This window comes from Psychrobacillus psychrodurans (assembly GCF_050209195.1).
Taxonomy (GTDB): Bacteria; Bacillota; Bacilli; order Bacillales_A; family Planococcaceae; genus Psychrobacillus; species Psychrobacillus psychrodurans.
This window is the reverse complement of sequence record NZ_CP189791.1, coordinates 1,192,538-1,208,701: the sequence shown is the minus strand read 5'-3', so window position 1 is coordinate 1,208,701 and position 16,164 is coordinate 1,192,538. Positions and strand designations below refer to the sequence as shown.

Below are 16,164 nucleotides of genomic sequence, written 5' to 3'. Positions count from 1 at the left end.
TATCGTCCTCCTCATTTTGTCCGCTTCATATTTACTCGTAACTTTTTCACCGATATAAAAATAGCTAATGCTGTAATACAAATATAAAAGATTGCATAGCCTGCCCAAATGGGAAAATCTACTTTAGTTGTATCCGTTATAAAAGTATCTGATCCTGGTGATACAAGCGTTAGCACTAACACAACTGGGTTAATACTCGCAAAGAAATGACCTACCGGTGAAGATGATAGAGAACCTGATACCATCGTATTCATTCCTGTTATAACTAAGTAAATAAAACCAGTTACCGCACTTAAGAAAATCATTGTCCCATATGTTGCTATCATTGAAACAATTGTTTTACGAATGATGGTCGAATACATAATTCCAATACTTCCGATGGCAAGCATCGTTAAAAAGAAATATAAGAAAATAATCCCTAGTTGTCCTGGTGATACCCCACCAAATAAGAAAACCATACTATAAATCGGTAAGCCTGCTATTAATAGCAATAGTAAAAATGCAATGGATGAAGTTAATTTTCCAAAAATTATTTGAAATGAAGTCTGTGCTGTCGTTAATAATATGTTTAATGTTTGCTTTTCTCGCTCTGAGCTAATAGCACCTGCCGTTAAACCTGGAGTGATGAAAAGTATTAATCCTAATTGTATATAAGTGAGCATTGTGAACATAAAAAAGCTTTCTTCTGGGCGGAAATATCCAGTACCTGAGAATTGAGTTGTTAGTAAGATAAATCCAAAAACAAAAATGCACATGGCGATTAAATAAAATAGAATTCCTATAAAACTTTTTGGGGAACGAAAGCGCAACTTTATTTCTTTTACCAATACTGGATTAGAAAACACCTGCTTCATATTATTTCGCTCCTTTCGTTATTTCCATAAAGACATCTTCAAGATCTGTTTCTGTCTCGGAAAAGGAAATAATTTTTATTGAATGATCCATCGCTTTTTTCAATAAATTGATTTGATCGTCCTCGGTACCTCTATAATTGAAGGTAACCGAATTTTTCTCTGTGTGTAATTCCACTGAAGATACAAAAGGATCCTCTTCAAAAAAGGTCGCAACATTTTCTAATAATCCCTTTGCCTTCACCGTAATATGTCTTTCTCCTGCAAGTTGTGCTTGGATGTCAGCGACAGAGCCGTGCGCGATAAGCCTTCCCCCGTCAATCACACCTATTTCATCACACATTTCAGCTAACTCTGGCAATATATGTGAGGAAATGAGTATCGTTTTCCCCATTCCTTTTAACTGCTTTAGTATATCTCTCATTTCTACACGCGCACGTGGATCAAGTCCTGAAGCCGGTTCATCTAATATAAGAACCTTTGGATCATGTATTAGTGAACGGGCCAAACATAAGCGTTGCTTCATCCCTCGTGAAAGTAAATCGACATATTCATAACGTTTATGGGAAAGATTAACTAGCTCAAGCAACTGAGGTATTAGTACCTTTCGTTCCACTTCTGAAATTCCATAACTTGCTCCATAAAAATCTAAATATTCATTTGCTTTTAATTGATCATACACTCCAAAAAAGTCAGGCATATAACCAATTTGTTTGCGTACATCACTTGGATCTGTCCTTACACTTTTTCCGTTAACAAAAGCATCTCCAGAGGTCGGCTGAAGTAATGTTGCAAGTATTGAAAAAGTTGTGGACTTACCTGCTCCATTCGCTCCTACGAAACCAAATACTGTACCTTCTTGTAGTGTTAAATTTATATCATTTAATGCATAAAACGAACCGTATTTTTTTGTTAATCCTTTGATTTCTATCATTACTTCACCTCCCCCTTCACACGTACTTCTGGAAGTCGTGTATATGGATCCCCTTGCACTGATTTTTTGATTAGTTTGTAATGTATTATTCCTGTTTCATTGATATACGTATCAATATTTTCAGTTAAAGTAAATCGACTTTCAGTAATTTCTTCAAAAGACTCTGTTTTTAAGTTCCAAATTTCAATTGTATGGGAATTGCGATCTGTATTTGCAATTTGTAGCTGTGTCCAATTGACCTTATCTACAGGTAGTGTTTCTGGTACTGTCCAAAATACATTGTATTCCCCATCATCTAAATACCACTCGAGATTACTATTTTGAACTGGTTCCATATATTTACCATATTCTTCGGTATTTACATTGACTGTAAACATATTAGCTGGAAGCGTAAACTCTCCAGAGAAAATAGTAGTAGCCGTGAAAGGTTGAATAACTAAATGCAACGCGGAAAGCTCTACTTTTTTGTTCTTTAATTCAATCGGAAGAATATTGTCCTCAGCAAAGCCTGTAATTGCTGGAGCTGAGTTAGAATTTTTAAACATAATACTCGATGAATATAGAGCTTGTTTTCGTTGGGTCAATAAATCCATTTGGTTGTTCGCAAAAGCTCCGTAATTTGTATTAACATATGGGTTAGAAATTGGCATTAGCATGACCGTACCAAGATCCTTATCAACCTCTAGCTTTTCTCCAACAGCGAGATCACCTAATTTATACAATTTACTACCTGACCAAATTGCGACATCTTTTAAGCCAAAAGGAAAGTTATTTTGAACTGTTCCAAGAATCTTACTTGAATCGACTCTTAAATCTACCTCGAAATTACCAACATCTTGAACTTGTGTCTCCCCAAACAATGAAGATACAGACCAATAACCAACATCACGGAATGTAAGTTCACTATTCGTTGCATGTTTTTCCATAATTGCATTTTCATGCACATTAGCAGTTTGTCCCGTGAACGAATTTGTACCTCTTTGTGCAACCATCGTAGTGGAAACCGGTGCATCAAAAGTAAAATCTCCACCTTTATTACTTAAAATCGATTCTGCGTAATATCCATGTAAGCTCTTATCTTCATTAACTTGAAGAAAGGAGGATTGCTGGACTTGAGGTCTTGCTATTCTATCCTTTGCACCATAGCCAAAAATCGCAAGTGAAGCGATTATCGCAGTAAGTGGAATGATTCCCCAAGCATATTCTCGTTTGTCTTTTCTCTTCAAGATAATATATAACAATGGAACTATAATAATCATATATACAATGACAATACCTATCATTAGTGGTGTAGATACCTTAAAGGAACTAAATAACGAGTTCGTTCCACCTAAGTTATATACAAGCTCATCTTGCGTATTATAACCGTACATACTTTGTGTATTTTTCACTTGTACTGACTGCAATATGCTGGACATTAAATCACTATAAACAGGATCAGCCGCCAAAGGAGCATCTCCAAGTGAAAAAGTAGTTTGAATGATTGTTCCGCTGCCGACTTGTTTGGTAGCTGCTAGTAATGTCCCATCCAGTTGTATCGATGGTGCCGATCCACTTGTCAAAGATGCATCATATATCTTCAAATCATTGGACAGCAAGTTATTCGCTGTTAATGCACTTGCTTGTTGAGCAGTGATACTTTGCGTTGTTGTATGTAAATTTAATGGTAAATACCCACTTATGCTTCCAAGCTCTGCTGCTACATTATCGGAGGCACCAACTACCATTATTCCACCATATGAGACATAATCGATAAGTGCTTGCTGTTGCTGTTCAGTTAAATCAGCAATTACGAACTCATCTATAATAATGTAATCTGCCATTTCCCAGGCAACTGCTTCTTCCGGTAACACAAAGTCACTCTGCTGCGCTACATGAATAATTTCATCGTTCATTTGATTTGGTTGCTTAAGCTGATTGAGAACTTTTAGACGATCTGCACTTTCCGTTAATGTTAAATAGTAAATGGTTGCTGGATCTTGAAAGCTTGTTTTGAACGTTTTATTTCCTTTGAAGGTGATGGACTTCCCTTTTTCCCATCCTCCCTCAAAAAAGTGAATCATTTGAACATTATTTCCTTGATACATATAATCTTCCGCTAACCCACTAGCTCCTACCTGAATTGTCTTTGTTTCTCCTGCTCCAATCTCAAACGGAATGGACTGTGCATTTCCTAAATTATAGGACTCAGCTAAGTCGAGGACGATGTCACCTGAAAATGCATCCCCTTTATTTTCCACTGTTAGAGATATAGGCAAGCCTTCGCCATATTTTGCTTTTCCATTAAATCCAGTCGTCACTTTTACATTCAGTTCAGGCGCTGCTAATGCTTCAATTGATGGCAATAAAATAAAATAAATCATAAATGCTGAAATAACCATCACAAACTTTTTTATATGCATCTTTTTCCCCCCTTTGTCTATATATGTATTAGTACGATAATGGCGGAGTTAGGTTCCTTCATTGAAAGTTTTTTGCGTGTTTTTTGACAATTTCGACAAAAGCGCCAACTTGAGGTAGTTCAAATGCCGCATCATAACCAATAAGCCATGTATCTCTAGTCAATTCAAACTGCTCTTCATCATTTGTTAAAGGTATTTTGTTCACATTCTCATGTCCCGTTAATGTGATGGAAGGTAGAATTGCATAGCCTATTCCATTTAGTGCCATTTGTTTACATGTTTCAATTTGATCGACGATAATTTGTCTTTTAGGATTAATTGCAAAATGCTTCTGCCACCATTGTTGAATTTCCTGATAATAGTTAGAATCACTTTTGAATTGGATAAAAGGTTTTTCCGTTGTCAACACTTCATCAATGGACGTCATCTCCTTGTCCACCAAATATAAAGTATCTCTAAACAAATGAATTTTGTTCCCCTTCCAATCAGATTGTCCACGCACTATTCCAATCTGAGCCTCACCATCATATATTGATTTGACAATTTCTGAACTCCATCCAGTTAAAAGAGAAATCTTAGCTTCTGGATATGTTTGTACGAAGTCTTTCAATACTTTTGGTAACCAATTTTGCCCTACAATTGAAGCACATGCAATTTTCAAGGTACCATGTACTTTTGATGATAATGATTGAATCGTTTCAAATACTTCCTCTCTTTGCTGAAGTACCTGTTTAGCAAAATCAATGACGAGCTCCCCTTCTGGCGTTGCAGTTAAACCTTTTTGAGATCTCAAAAAAAGCTTTGCATTCCATTCTTTTTCAATTGTTTGGAGTCTTAGAGATAACGCTGGCTGAGATAGGAACAATCTTTCAGCAGCTTTTCGCATATTTTGTTCCTCTGCTAATGTTCTAATAATAAGAAAATCTGTTACCATAGTCTTTCCTCTTTTCAAATGGGATTGTAGTGACATTCATACGCATTCTAAAAGGATATGCACATAAATGATTTTATAAGGAAAACCGAGCAAAAGACGCCCGGATCTTTTAGGTCAATACCTGTTTCTGTCGTTTCGAAGAGCTTTAAACAGCCTTTTTACTATATGATTCCCGAGTGAATTTTTAGGGATGCTGGTTGGTTGTGACGGACGTCACAACCAACCAGCATCCCTTTTTTTCGATAATCTTATGGCATTTGTCTGTCCGTCGCTCTTCTACAACTCTTAGAAACAGGTAAGTGCGTTTTTGTTAACTAGAGAAAAGCTACTTTACTATTCATTGTGGAGGCTCTCGAAGATGCAATTTCGTTCGCTATTTCGCTTCTTTATGGGACAAACACATACTACCTCTCTTTATTTCCACTAGTATAAAAGAAAATCTGTTTTCTTCCACCATTATTGGATAATCGCATTTTTAATTCAAAAGCAATTACAAATAACTTTATCACTTTCTTAAATTTGACCAATTTTATTATCTAAGCGATAAGCTATGCTATATCTTAAAGTGGAGTACTACACACTAAGTTTATTGAAGTGAAAGATGGCGACTCCAGCGGGAACAGCGAGATAGTCGAGACCCCGCGGAAAGCGTCCAGCTGAAACGGAAATCACAGTAGTATTATTCATTTTTTAAGTCTTATGAATCCAGTGTACACGGCACATCTTTTTATATTTTCTTTTCTTTTGAAAAAAAGAAGGCCATCTTAGATTGGCCTTCCTTGATAAAAAAAATATCTAAAATTTTATTGTGCCTTATATAGGTACTTCTTCATTTGCTTCAATATGACTCTTCTAGTTAAAATCCCTAAAAAAGTTCTCTCATCGTCTACTACACAGATATAAGGATTATTTACTAATAAATCTAACCCTTTTTGGAATTTCTCATCTACATGAATGACAGCAATGTCTTTTTTCATAATATCGTCTACTTTTAAATCTGGTAAACGTTCATATTCAATATGTTCTAATCCTAAAATTTCGTCTGTAATTTGTTGAGAACTGATTAACCCTTGAAGTCTATATTTTACATCTAATACTGGAATAGAAGAATACCCAGTTTTTGTGAGTACAAGTAAAGCGTGTTCTGCGTTATTTCCTAATTGTACATGTGCAACCTTTTCTGCAGAAATAATGTACTCCAAAATCGGAATTTGTAAAAAATCTTTGCTGCTCACAGTTATCATTGCATCCTACTCCTTTGTTTGCTTTCATCATAAGAAAACACCCTATGTAACTATCATAGCATATTAAAGGAATAAAAAAACCATGAAATCGCTTACTTATATGTTAGAAAGGATTTGGATTTAACCATTGACCACCGTCTAACGTTACAATTTCACCATTCATATAAGAAGCTTTATCGGATAATATAAATGTCGCAAGTTCTGCAATTTCTTCTGGTTTTCCTAGGCGTCCAAGTGGAACAGATTTAAGTGTTCGTTTTGCTGCTTCTTCTGATTCCCACAGTTTTCCTGCTCCTCCAGTACGCTCAATTGGGCCTGGTGCGATTCCGTTTACTCGAATCCCATATTTACTCCCCCATTCAACTGCTAATGTTCTAGTTAATGACATAACACCAGCTTTTGCAGCAGCTGAATGGACTACTCCTGCTCCTGCTCCCCATGCATATGTGGCAAGCATATTTAAAATAGACCCCTTACTTCCTTTGCTAATCCAGTAGTTTCCAATAGCACTTGAACAATAAAAAGAACCATTTAGAACGATATCAATTACAGCTTTCCACCCGTTAGGTGAAAGTTTTTCTGCTTCTACTATAAAATTACCCGCCGCATTATTAACTAAACCATCAATTTGACCATATGTTTTATCTGCAAAATGAATCATTGCCTCTACATGCTCTGGATTTCGAACATCCATTTGAAAGTACGATATAGTATTACCATATGCTTCAATTTCTTTTTTAGCGCTCTCTAGTCTTTCTAAATCACGCCCGGTTATGACTACATTTGCACCTTCTGATACAAACTTCATAGCCATGTATTTTCCCATTCCGTTTGAGCCACCTGTAACAATTATCGTTTTCTGTTTTAACATAATCAAACACCCCTTTTAAATTGAATGAACATTCACTCAATATTTTATCATATATAAACAAATAAAACCGTAAATTCTTTGTCCAGTAAAAGATCAATTAAAGTTAAAAACTGTTACTATTTTGTCCAAGGTTTTCTTGCGTACTTCTCCCTATGCTATTTCCCATTACTAGAGAAAGGAACACCAATAACGCAAAAAGCCTTCATCTGAAACAATAATCAGCATTGTCAATAAATAAATCATGCTCTTTATAACACCTATCTCGCTCTTGAAGACATAAAGTTTTATACTTTCATTAAAAAAGCCGTAAATTCTTAATGAATTTACGGCTTTTTATATTGCATATATGATTCATTGATATCTTCAATAGGAACAGGTTTACTGAACAAATAACCTTGAGCTTTTTGGCAATTAGCTGATTTAAGTATTTCTACTTGTCGATCCTTTTCCACGCCTTCTGCAATAACTTCCATGCCTAAGCTATGAGCAAGTTGGATAATTGTTGTAGCAATAGCTGCATTTTTATCATCTAATTCCATATCTTTTATAAATGATTGATCTATTTTAATAATATCTATAGGATATTTCTTTAAATAGCTTAAAGAAGAATACCCAGTTCCGAAATCATCAATCGAGATTACAACGCCTATATCCTTCAGTTCTTTTAAAGTAGTAAAAGTATCCTGCATATCGGTCATAGCACTCTCCGTGATTTCCACTTCTAATGAACTAGGTTTGATATCATACTTCTGGATTTTCTCGTGTATCTTCACAGCAAAATTGTCTTGTACAAATTGTTTTGGTGATATATTTACTGCGATTCTAACTGGGCGGTACCCTTTTTCTTGCCAATATTTTAACTGTTTACAAACCTCTTCTAACACCCAATCTCCTATTTGCATGATCATTCCCGATTCTTCGGCAAGAGGTATAAAATTCATTGGTGAAACATATCCAAACTTTCTATTGTTCCATCGAAGTAATGCTTCAAATGAATTTATTTCACCTGTTACTAGATTAACTTGTGGCTGATAATGTATAGAAAACTCTTCTTTCTCAATTGCTCTTCGCAAATGTGACTCCATTAAGGCATCATTTGGAAAGGCTAAATTCATTTGTTCTTGGTAATAACGATAATGTGCTCTTCCTCTATCTTTAGCTATATATAATGCTTGGTCCGCTTTTATAAGTAATTCATCCATCTTTTTTCCATCGTACGGAAACATAGAAATACCTATCGATGCTGTAACGAAATATTCTTGATGATCTAAGTATAGTGGCTTAGATAGTTCTATTAAAATATTTTCTGCAAACTCACTAGTCTCATCTCTTGTTTTCCCTATCACTATAAAAACAAATTCGTCCCCACTTTGACGATATAAATTATTCGATTTATCTATGTACAACCCAAGTCGATCTGCAATTTTTTTCAGTAACTCGTCTCCATAATTATAGCCAAGTGATTCATTTATCATTTTGAATCGATCTAAATCAATCCGTACTACTGATATTTCAGTACCCGGTTCTGCATTCATTAAAGTATCCCGCAAATGTTCTTTTAAAGCACGCCTGTTCCAAAGACCAGTAAGATGATCATGGTAAGCAAGATAATATAATTGTTCTTGTTCATCCGATTCTGTTTTTGTATCTCGAAGAACCAAATGCAATCCAATTACATTATTATTTATTTCTATCGGTAAGGCTTTTATATACATAGGTAAATAATGCCCATTATCATGACGTATTAAGCAATTTTGCATTTCAGTAGCATAGCCAGTGAGTGTTTGCTTCACCATCAATTGAAAATTTCTCATTGAGTTTTCCTCAATAAGCTGTTCAATTGGTTGTCCTACTAAGATTTTAGGATCATACCCTAAAATCTTTGAAGTTATAACGTTTAAGTCGAGAACGTTTCCATTCTCACAAACAGAAATGATGGAATCTAAATTATTGTTAAATAGGGACAGATATTTGTCTTTATATCTTTTTAATATACTTTTTTCAATCTCATCCTTCGTCCTATCATACATTGTTACACCATAAACCATCTCTATTCCATTTTCTAACAACATAATAGCAACATCATACTTATAATGGTGTTTTTGTATGTTAAAAGGAATATTTTGATGGAACTTATATTTTTCATTGCTAACAAGTAGTGTTTGTAGTTGATTTGACAATTTTTCTAATGAACTTTGTTCAAATGGTTGTAAAATAGATGTAGCAGCATCATTTGCATAAATAACAGCAAATCCATTTTGTCCATCTTTTTTAAGTAAAAATGTTGGGATGTTGGGATTTTCCTTAATGACATTGATTAAATAATCACTGATTGCTGTGTTTTCATTTGTTGAATTATGCATATAGGCCTCCAATGATTACGATAAAAGAACTTAATATATATATAATTCTACTTCATTTTATCAGTTTATACACTACTTTCTTTAGAAATATTATCCAAATATATTTATTTTCTATATTTATTTGATTTGTGTACACAATTTGCAATGGAATTGGTATGATATAATTATGGAGCAGCTTTCGAAGGGGGATTATATGTCAGTTTTATTAGATGAAAAAAACATAGCAACAGCAATCTATACAGTAAACCGTCATGCGAAAACAGCAATAGATAACAGGCCACTTTATGAATTAAAAAAGTTAACAATTGATAAACTATTAGCTGAAAACAAAGCAAAAAAAGTTGGTCTTCATTTCGTCCGAAACCCAAAACATAGTCAACAACAATCCTCAGTCTTGATCCAGTATGCCGACTATTACTTTCATATGATTCCGGTAAAAGAAGATTTTAAGAACCTCCCACATCTTGGACAATTAGACGATTCCTATCGAAACCCAATCCAAAAGATGAATTTAAAGATGGCTAAGCAGTTACTTACCGATTATATTGGTCCTCAACTTATTGTGAAAAAGTCCTCAAAACAACCTGTTGTTTGTACTAAGTCCTACATGAAAGAGAACCGAAATAAACGTACGATGAAATCTTATTTAGATAGGTAAGTAATTTTATAAACGAATAGAAAACTAGCAGGAAGAAACCAATCTTTCTGCTAGTTTTTTAATATAAAGTATATGGTTAATTATGCTAAGAACGAAGTATCCTTAGTACTTTAAAGAATAAATAATACCACTGATTTCCGTTTCAGATGGACGCTTTCTGCGGGGTGAGCTGCAGGCCCTGGACTAAGCGTGAGCGAAGGAAGCGACTGAAGTTGTGCCCACGGAAAGCGTCCGCACGTAGCGGAAATCAACGGTATTTCTACGTTTCTGTTTTTAGAGGACCAGACGTCATTTTACCTGGTTTCTCTTATCCCGCTCTCCATTTCAAACTAGACACACTTATAATATAAATTTATCGATTTTAAGAACTAGTTCGGCTATTTCTGGTTTACTTATTTGATCCTCTGCTCCGACTTGATCTCCTTTATGGCGAAGATCATCGGTAATTAAACTAGAGAATATTAGCACAGGTAACTTCGATAAGTTTTTATGCTCTTTTATCTTTTTAGTTAGTGCATGACCATCCATTTGAGGCATTTCTATATCTGTTACAACAATTTGTACATGCTCTGAAATGTCACTTGTTACTGATGTTAGTTGTTCTAAATAATTAATAGCATCTAACCCATTCTCAAAAAACTCCAAGTTTGCGTATCCAGCTTCTATCAGAGTATCATGTAACAGTTTACGAAGTAATGGTGAATCCTCAGCTATGACAATTTTTTTGTCTGAACGCTCACGTTTTCCTAGCTTTTTCACAGACTCTACACTGATACCTGATTCTGGATTAATATCGACAATAATTTTTTCAAAATCTATTAATAGAATCATTTCTTCTAGTCTTTTAATAACCCCAATAACATGCGAAGAAGCACCTTGATAAATATCGGATGGTTTTTCAATTTGATCCCATGAGATACGATGAATTTGAGTAACATTATCCACATGGAACACGACACGTTGTTTGTTGAACTCTGCTACGATAAACTTTTCTTGGTCACTTTTGTTTTGGACAGGAATTCCTAAAACTCTATTCATGCTTACTACAGGCAATACCTCACCACGAAGTTGTACAATACCCTCAACGTGTGGATGTGCATGTGGGATAAACGTTATTTCAATAGGTTGAATTATTTCCTTTACTTTGATTACATTTATACCAAATTTATTTTGTCCAACTTGAAATTCTACAATTTCTAATTCGTTCGTGCCACTTTCAAGTAATATTCCTTTATGGTCGTTCATGATGAATCGCCTACCTTCATAATATGTATTACAGCTATTATAACATGCGCTAGTAAATAATTACTATATTATAAATAGATATTGATTAAGGCTTGTGTACCATTTTCTGCGTAACCTTCATTTATTAAGTCCTCATACAATGATTTTGCTAGTGTTAAACCAGGTAATTGTAAATCCATCTTATCTGCCTCTTCCAAAGCAATCTTCATGTCTTTCACAAAATGCTTTATATAAAAGCCTGGTTCATTGTTTCCTGCTATCATTCTCGGTGCTAAATTACTAAGTGACCATGAACCTGCTGCTCCTGTTGAAATGGAACATAAAACTTGATCTAAATCCAAGCCAGCTTTCCTTCCATAAGCTAATGCCTCACAAACACCTATCATGCCAGTAGCTATAGTTATTTGGTTACACATTTTAGTATGCTGCCCCGCACCAGCAGTCCCTTGGTATAAAATAGTTTCCCCAAAGAGATTTAATATTGGAAGTGCTTGGTCAAATGTCGACTTGTCTCCACCACACATAACAGAAAGCTTCCCTAACTGTGCACCAACATCTCCCCCAGATACAGGGGCATCTAGCGACAGCATCCCCTTTTCTTTTGCTTTTTCATCAATTTTCTTTGCTAAAGTTGGTGTAGAAGTTGTCATATCTATAACCACTAAATTAGCATTTTCTATTTGAAAAATACCATTGTCACCAAAATACACTTCTTCCACATCATGAGGATAACCGACCATTGTAAACAAGATTTCAACCGTTTGTGCAACTTCGCTTGGAGATAAGGCCATTTTTGCTCCTGCTTTTACAAGATCAGCTGCCTTATCTTTCGTTCTAGTATAAATTGTTACTTCATGTTTAGCGTTTAATAAATGCTTCACCAAGCTTTTCCCCATCACGCCAGTACCAATAAATCCAATCTTAAATTGTTTTGACATAGTTAGACCTCCGTTTATATTTTCTAATACATTTAGTGTACCAAAAAAAGAGGACCACCCATATAACTTTTGGGTGATCCTTAAAAAGGGGGAAATGAGAATGTTGCTGTGTTCTTTATTATTATGCCCCGCTCAGACATTTTTAAACATCTTTTTTAAAAAAATATTTTGTTTTTATTTTTTCCAAGTTAGATAGGAAAAATTCAGCCTTCTCAGATTGAATTGCTCGACCGCCATATCTTACTTCCTCATAAACTTGAAAGAACTCATCTATCACTGCCCATTCCATCCGTCCGAACCATTCACGTACAGTTTCACTTTTAGTTCGATCATATTCATACATGGAAGCCTCTATTTCAAATTCTTTATACTTCTCTCTTAATAGTGACGTATCCACTTGATACAGGGATAGCTGACCATTCAACCGTTTCCTTTCCTTATCCTCCTCTAACTCTTTATTTATATAATGAATAACACTAGAATCTGCCGATAAAGTATCTGGTTTATTTTTCAATAAAAATCGGATGAAAAATATAATTATAATAACTACTATCGCAATGAAGATTAGTTCAAATGGAAAGCCATTACCTATACTTTCCGAAACTATTTCGTTTGGCTCCATTTCCGTTTGCTCTTCTGACTGGATCCGTTCACTTTCTTTCGGTACTTTAATTTCTAAACGACTTAACAACTTGTCTAGATATTCTAACAAAGGCATAAATGGAATGATGGCGATACTCATAACCTTCCCGAACAGAACATCAAGTCCTTTTCTTATAAAAGGAAAAATAAAATAAAGCACAGTGGATAAGCACACTATAGAAAACAATCCTAGGAGAAATCCACCTATTACCTGAGACATTGAAGCTGAATTTTGTTTATTAGTACTCACCCAAACCGCATACAATCTCATAGCGATAGGAAATATTATTCCTGAAATAACTACGCAATATAATGGAAAAATATAGTTCTCCACACCAATGATAAAACAGACAAAATGGACAGCTAAAAATATTAAAAAGAAATTCAAATTATAGTTACTTTCAACTGTTTGTTCATCCTGTATTTTGTTAAATCGTACTTGTATACGCCAAATTGAATACCCAACACCTATAATAAATAACCAAAGGGGACAATTAAACAAAAATAATAATAGTAGAATAACAGTAGGAAGTATAAATGGAATAATTGGATTTGGTCCAATTCTACTCATTATTATTTGCGTGCAAATAGCTATGATAATTTGAAGTATAATCCATAAAAAAGGTAATTCGAAGGTTGTCTCATGATGAAAAATAACCAAAAGTAACGCAATGATCCATACATCTTGAATGTATTTTCCTATTGATTGTGCTTGAACATTTAGCTTGTTTATCATTTTATCCATGAGAGATGCCTCCTGCATTTGCAGAAGACTTATATATTACATTCGTTCTCTGCTCCCACCGATGTAAAAACGGTGTAAACGTATCTTCTCTATTCGTAATCACATAGGTTGCAACTGGTAGCTCTTCATGTATATCTAAGTATGCTAGTAGTTTATCAAAAGGAACAAGACTATTAGCAATTGATAGGATGGAGAGTAATTCCATTGCTTGTATACGATGAGAATCTCCACTACCTAATGGGAGATACACAAAAGGTACTTTTCCTGATGCTCTAATATTTAACGCAAATGAAAATGGAATATCTTGCTTGTAGCAAGCATCAGCGTAGGAAGCAAGCCACTCTAATTTGTCTTCAAAATCAGAAAGAACATTATATTTTTCTCCTACATTGATAACAAACAAAACCGACACATTTGCAACACGTGTAAAAATCTTTGTCTGTAACTGCTGAGTCTTCGCACTAGCCTTCCAATGTATATGATGGAACTGGTCACCAGGTTCATATTCCCTTGTCCCAACAGGGAAGAAAGGATCATCGAACAAAGAGGAATTTAACGCTAATTCTCCTTGTTTCAATTTTGACGGCGCAAAGTCCTCATTTATATCGTATATAGTTGGAAAAACAATGGCATCTAAAAGTATATAAGGTTTGAATTCCAATAATATAGATCCTTCTGTTAATGGATGAGGAATTTCAACTTGGAGATGTTTAATACGAGCAAGGCCTCTACTCACCCCTTTAATAGGAACCTTTAATGAGACACTTTTATTATAACCAATGGAAAAAGGAATTTTAACTTCATGAAAATCACCCACTGCTGTATTAAATATTCTATCTGGCTCAATATTCTTCTGAAAAGAAATTATTAAATTAGCGTTCCAGATTGGAAGCCCTTTATTATTGAAATTTAATGTGAAGTGTGAGGAAGTATCTTTTATCAATCGTATTCTATTTTTATCATTCACAAAGTCAAACTTTTGGCCTACTCTATGAAAATATATTATTTGTACTAAAGCAATTAACAATAAAAATGAAATAACCGCAACAAAAATGAATTGTTTAAATAGAAAACTGAGTATTAAAGCAAAAACGAGAAGATCTAAATACATTTTAGTATTTCTAATACCGGAACCATGACGATTCCAATTCATCGTACATTAGCCTCAACAGGTGCTTCCACCTCTTCAACTATTGTTTTCAAAATCTCTGCTAGATTGTGAATAAGCATTCCTTGCGAAGATAACTTCATCCGATGAAGACATACTGGTTCAATAATCTTTTTCACGTCATCTGGTGTCACGAAGTTTCTATTGTTAACAAAAGCATATGCCTTCGCAGCTTGTAGAACCGCCAAAGAAGCACGGCTACTAAGCCCTAGTTCTATGTATGGGTGGTTTCTAGTATGATGTACGATTTGAATGATATACGTCATGATATCCTCATGAACAGTTACTTCTTTCACTTGCTCTGTCCACTTTTCAATCTGTTCCAAAGTAACGATTTTATTAATATTAACTTTTCCTGGAGAGTGACCAAATTGCTGCAGTATACTTTTTTCCTCTTCCTGAGAGGGGTAATCAATCGTCAATTTAAATAAAAATCGGTCTAATTGCGCTGCTGGCAAAGGAAAAGTACCTTGTTGCGATTCTACTGGGTTTTGAGTGGCAATAACCATAAACGGCTTTAAAAGCGGTATGGTTTCCCCATCTATGGAAACTTGTTTTTCTTCCATTGCTTCCAACAAACTAGACTGGGTTCGTGGAGTTGCACGATTGATCTCATCTGCAAGTAATATATTACTCATTACTGGTCCCATTCGAAGAACGAACTCTTGTTTTTGTGGATGAAAATAACTAATACCTGTAACATCTGAAGGCAATACATCCGGTGTAAATTGTAAACGTTTAAATTCACCATGAATTGCTTCTGCAAATGCCTTAGCCATCATTGTTTTCCCGGAGCCAGGAACACTTTCCAATAAGACATGACCTTGTACTAATAACCCCATAAGCATAAAGTCAATTTCTTCTTTTCTCCCAATAATGGCCTTATTCAGTTCTTGTTGTAATAATGATATACTAGTCAATTTACTCTCTCCCCCTTGTTATCTCTCTTTTTGGTCTTATCCTCATCCCTAACTTTATGTTGAAAGTCATTTAATAATTGATCTAACTCTTCACTTAACTTTATCGTATTATGATTTAAGACACCTTTTTCTAGGGCTGATCGAATCATTTTCTCTCTAGTATCCTCTATTTTTTTTAACCTTGTCTCTGACATACTGATCGCTCCCCTTAACAATGTAACTTCCCTCCAGTATACCTTTTGACGAGCA

14 protein-coding genes are annotated in these 16,164 nt (G+C 34.8%); 1 reads left to right on the top strand and 13 read right to left on the bottom strand.

Annotated features, from left to right (window positions below; genetic code table 11):
- Positions 1-11: 11 nt before the first annotated feature.
- From ACQCPR_RS05585 to ACQCPR_RS05555, 7 genes are all read right to left on the bottom strand, one after another.
- The gene (locus tag ACQCPR_RS05585) at positions 12-854 is read right to left on the bottom strand and encodes an ABC transporter permease (RefSeq protein ID WP_093494339.1); all 843 of its coding nucleotides are present in this window, start codon (positions 852-854) and stop codon (positions 12-14) included.
- Between the two features lies 1 nt (position 855).
- On the bottom strand, positions 856-1,785 hold the full coding sequence (locus ACQCPR_RS05580) for an ABC transporter ATP-binding protein (RefSeq protein ID WP_090563074.1): 930 nt from the start codon (positions 1,783-1,785) through the stop codon (positions 856-858).
- Positions 1,785-4,187: a hypothetical protein gene (locus ACQCPR_RS05575; protein ID WP_427138459.1), complete on the bottom strand. Its 2,403-nt coding sequence runs from the start codon at positions 4,185-4,187 to the stop codon at positions 1,785-1,787. The genes ACQCPR_RS05580 and ACQCPR_RS05575 overlap by 1 nt, the downstream gene beginning before the upstream one ends.
- A 58-nt stretch (positions 4,188-4,245) precedes the next feature.
- Positions 4,246-5,121 (bottom strand): LysR family transcriptional regulator, encoded by an 876-nt coding sequence (locus ACQCPR_RS05570; protein ID WP_269921421.1) that lies wholly within the window; start codon positions 5,119-5,121, stop codon positions 4,246-4,248.
- Positions 5,122-5,924: 803 nt separating this feature from the next.
- Complete coding sequence (gene cbpB / locus ACQCPR_RS05565) at positions 5,925-6,365, bottom strand: cyclic-di-AMP-binding protein CbpB (protein ID WP_427138458.1); 441 nt, start codon at positions 6,363-6,365, stop codon at positions 5,925-5,927.
- A gap of 103 nt (positions 6,366-6,468) precedes the next feature.
- Positions 6,469-7,236: a 2,4-dienoyl-CoA reductase gene (fadH, locus tag ACQCPR_RS05560; protein ID WP_090563083.1), complete on the bottom strand. Its 768-nt coding sequence runs from the start codon at positions 7,234-7,236 to the stop codon at positions 6,469-6,471.
- A gap of 323 nt (positions 7,237-7,559) precedes the next feature.
- On the bottom strand, positions 7,560-9,599 hold the full coding sequence (locus ACQCPR_RS05555; RefSeq protein ID WP_427138457.1) for a sensor domain-containing protein: 2,040 nt from the start codon (positions 9,597-9,599) through the stop codon (positions 7,560-7,562).
- 193 nt (positions 9,600-9,792) lie between these two features.
- Here ACQCPR_RS05555 and ACQCPR_RS05550 point away from each other — a divergent pair, with 193 nt between their 5' ends.
- Positions 9,793-10,257 carry a YkyB family protein gene (locus tag ACQCPR_RS05550; protein WP_427138456.1) on the top strand — a complete coding sequence of 155 codons (465 nt, stop codon included), beginning with the start codon at positions 9,793-9,795 and terminating at the stop codon, positions 10,255-10,257.
- Positions 10,258-10,596: 339 nt separating this feature from the next.
- Here the strand turns inward: ACQCPR_RS05550 and ACQCPR_RS05545 are convergent, their stop codons facing one another.
- From ACQCPR_RS05545 to ACQCPR_RS05520, 6 genes are all read right to left on the bottom strand, one after another.
- Entirely contained in the window at positions 10,597-11,502 is a 906-nt protein-coding gene (locus ACQCPR_RS05545) for a chemotaxis protein (protein WP_427138455.1), read from the bottom strand.
- 68 nt (positions 11,503-11,570) lie between these two features.
- Positions 11,571-12,440 carry an NAD(P)-dependent oxidoreductase gene (locus ACQCPR_RS05540; RefSeq protein ID WP_427138454.1) on the bottom strand — a complete coding sequence of 290 codons (870 nt, stop codon included), beginning with the start codon at positions 12,438-12,440 and terminating at the stop codon, positions 11,571-11,573.
- A gap of 142 nt (positions 12,441-12,582) precedes the next feature.
- The gene (locus ACQCPR_RS05535; RefSeq protein ID WP_427138453.1) at positions 12,583-13,827 is read right to left on the bottom strand and encodes a hypothetical protein; all 1,245 of its coding nucleotides are present in this window, start codon (positions 13,825-13,827) and stop codon (positions 12,583-12,585) included.
- A complete protein-coding gene (locus ACQCPR_RS05530) occupies positions 13,820-14,980 on the bottom strand; it encodes a DUF58 domain-containing protein (protein WP_427138452.1) in 1,161 nt (386 codons plus the stop codon). The genes ACQCPR_RS05535 and ACQCPR_RS05530 overlap by 8 nt, the downstream gene beginning before the upstream one ends.
- Positions 14,977-15,915, bottom strand: a complete 939-nt coding sequence (locus ACQCPR_RS05525; RefSeq protein ID WP_427138451.1) for an AAA family ATPase — start codon at positions 15,913-15,915, stop codon at positions 14,977-14,979. The genes ACQCPR_RS05530 and ACQCPR_RS05525 overlap by 4 nt, the downstream gene beginning before the upstream one ends.
- Entirely contained in the window at positions 15,912-16,109 is a 198-nt protein-coding gene (locus tag ACQCPR_RS05520; protein WP_427138450.1) for an aspartyl-phosphate phosphatase Spo0E family protein, read from the bottom strand. The genes ACQCPR_RS05525 and ACQCPR_RS05520 overlap by 4 nt, the downstream gene beginning before the upstream one ends.
- Positions 16,110-16,164: the final 55 nt, after the last annotated feature.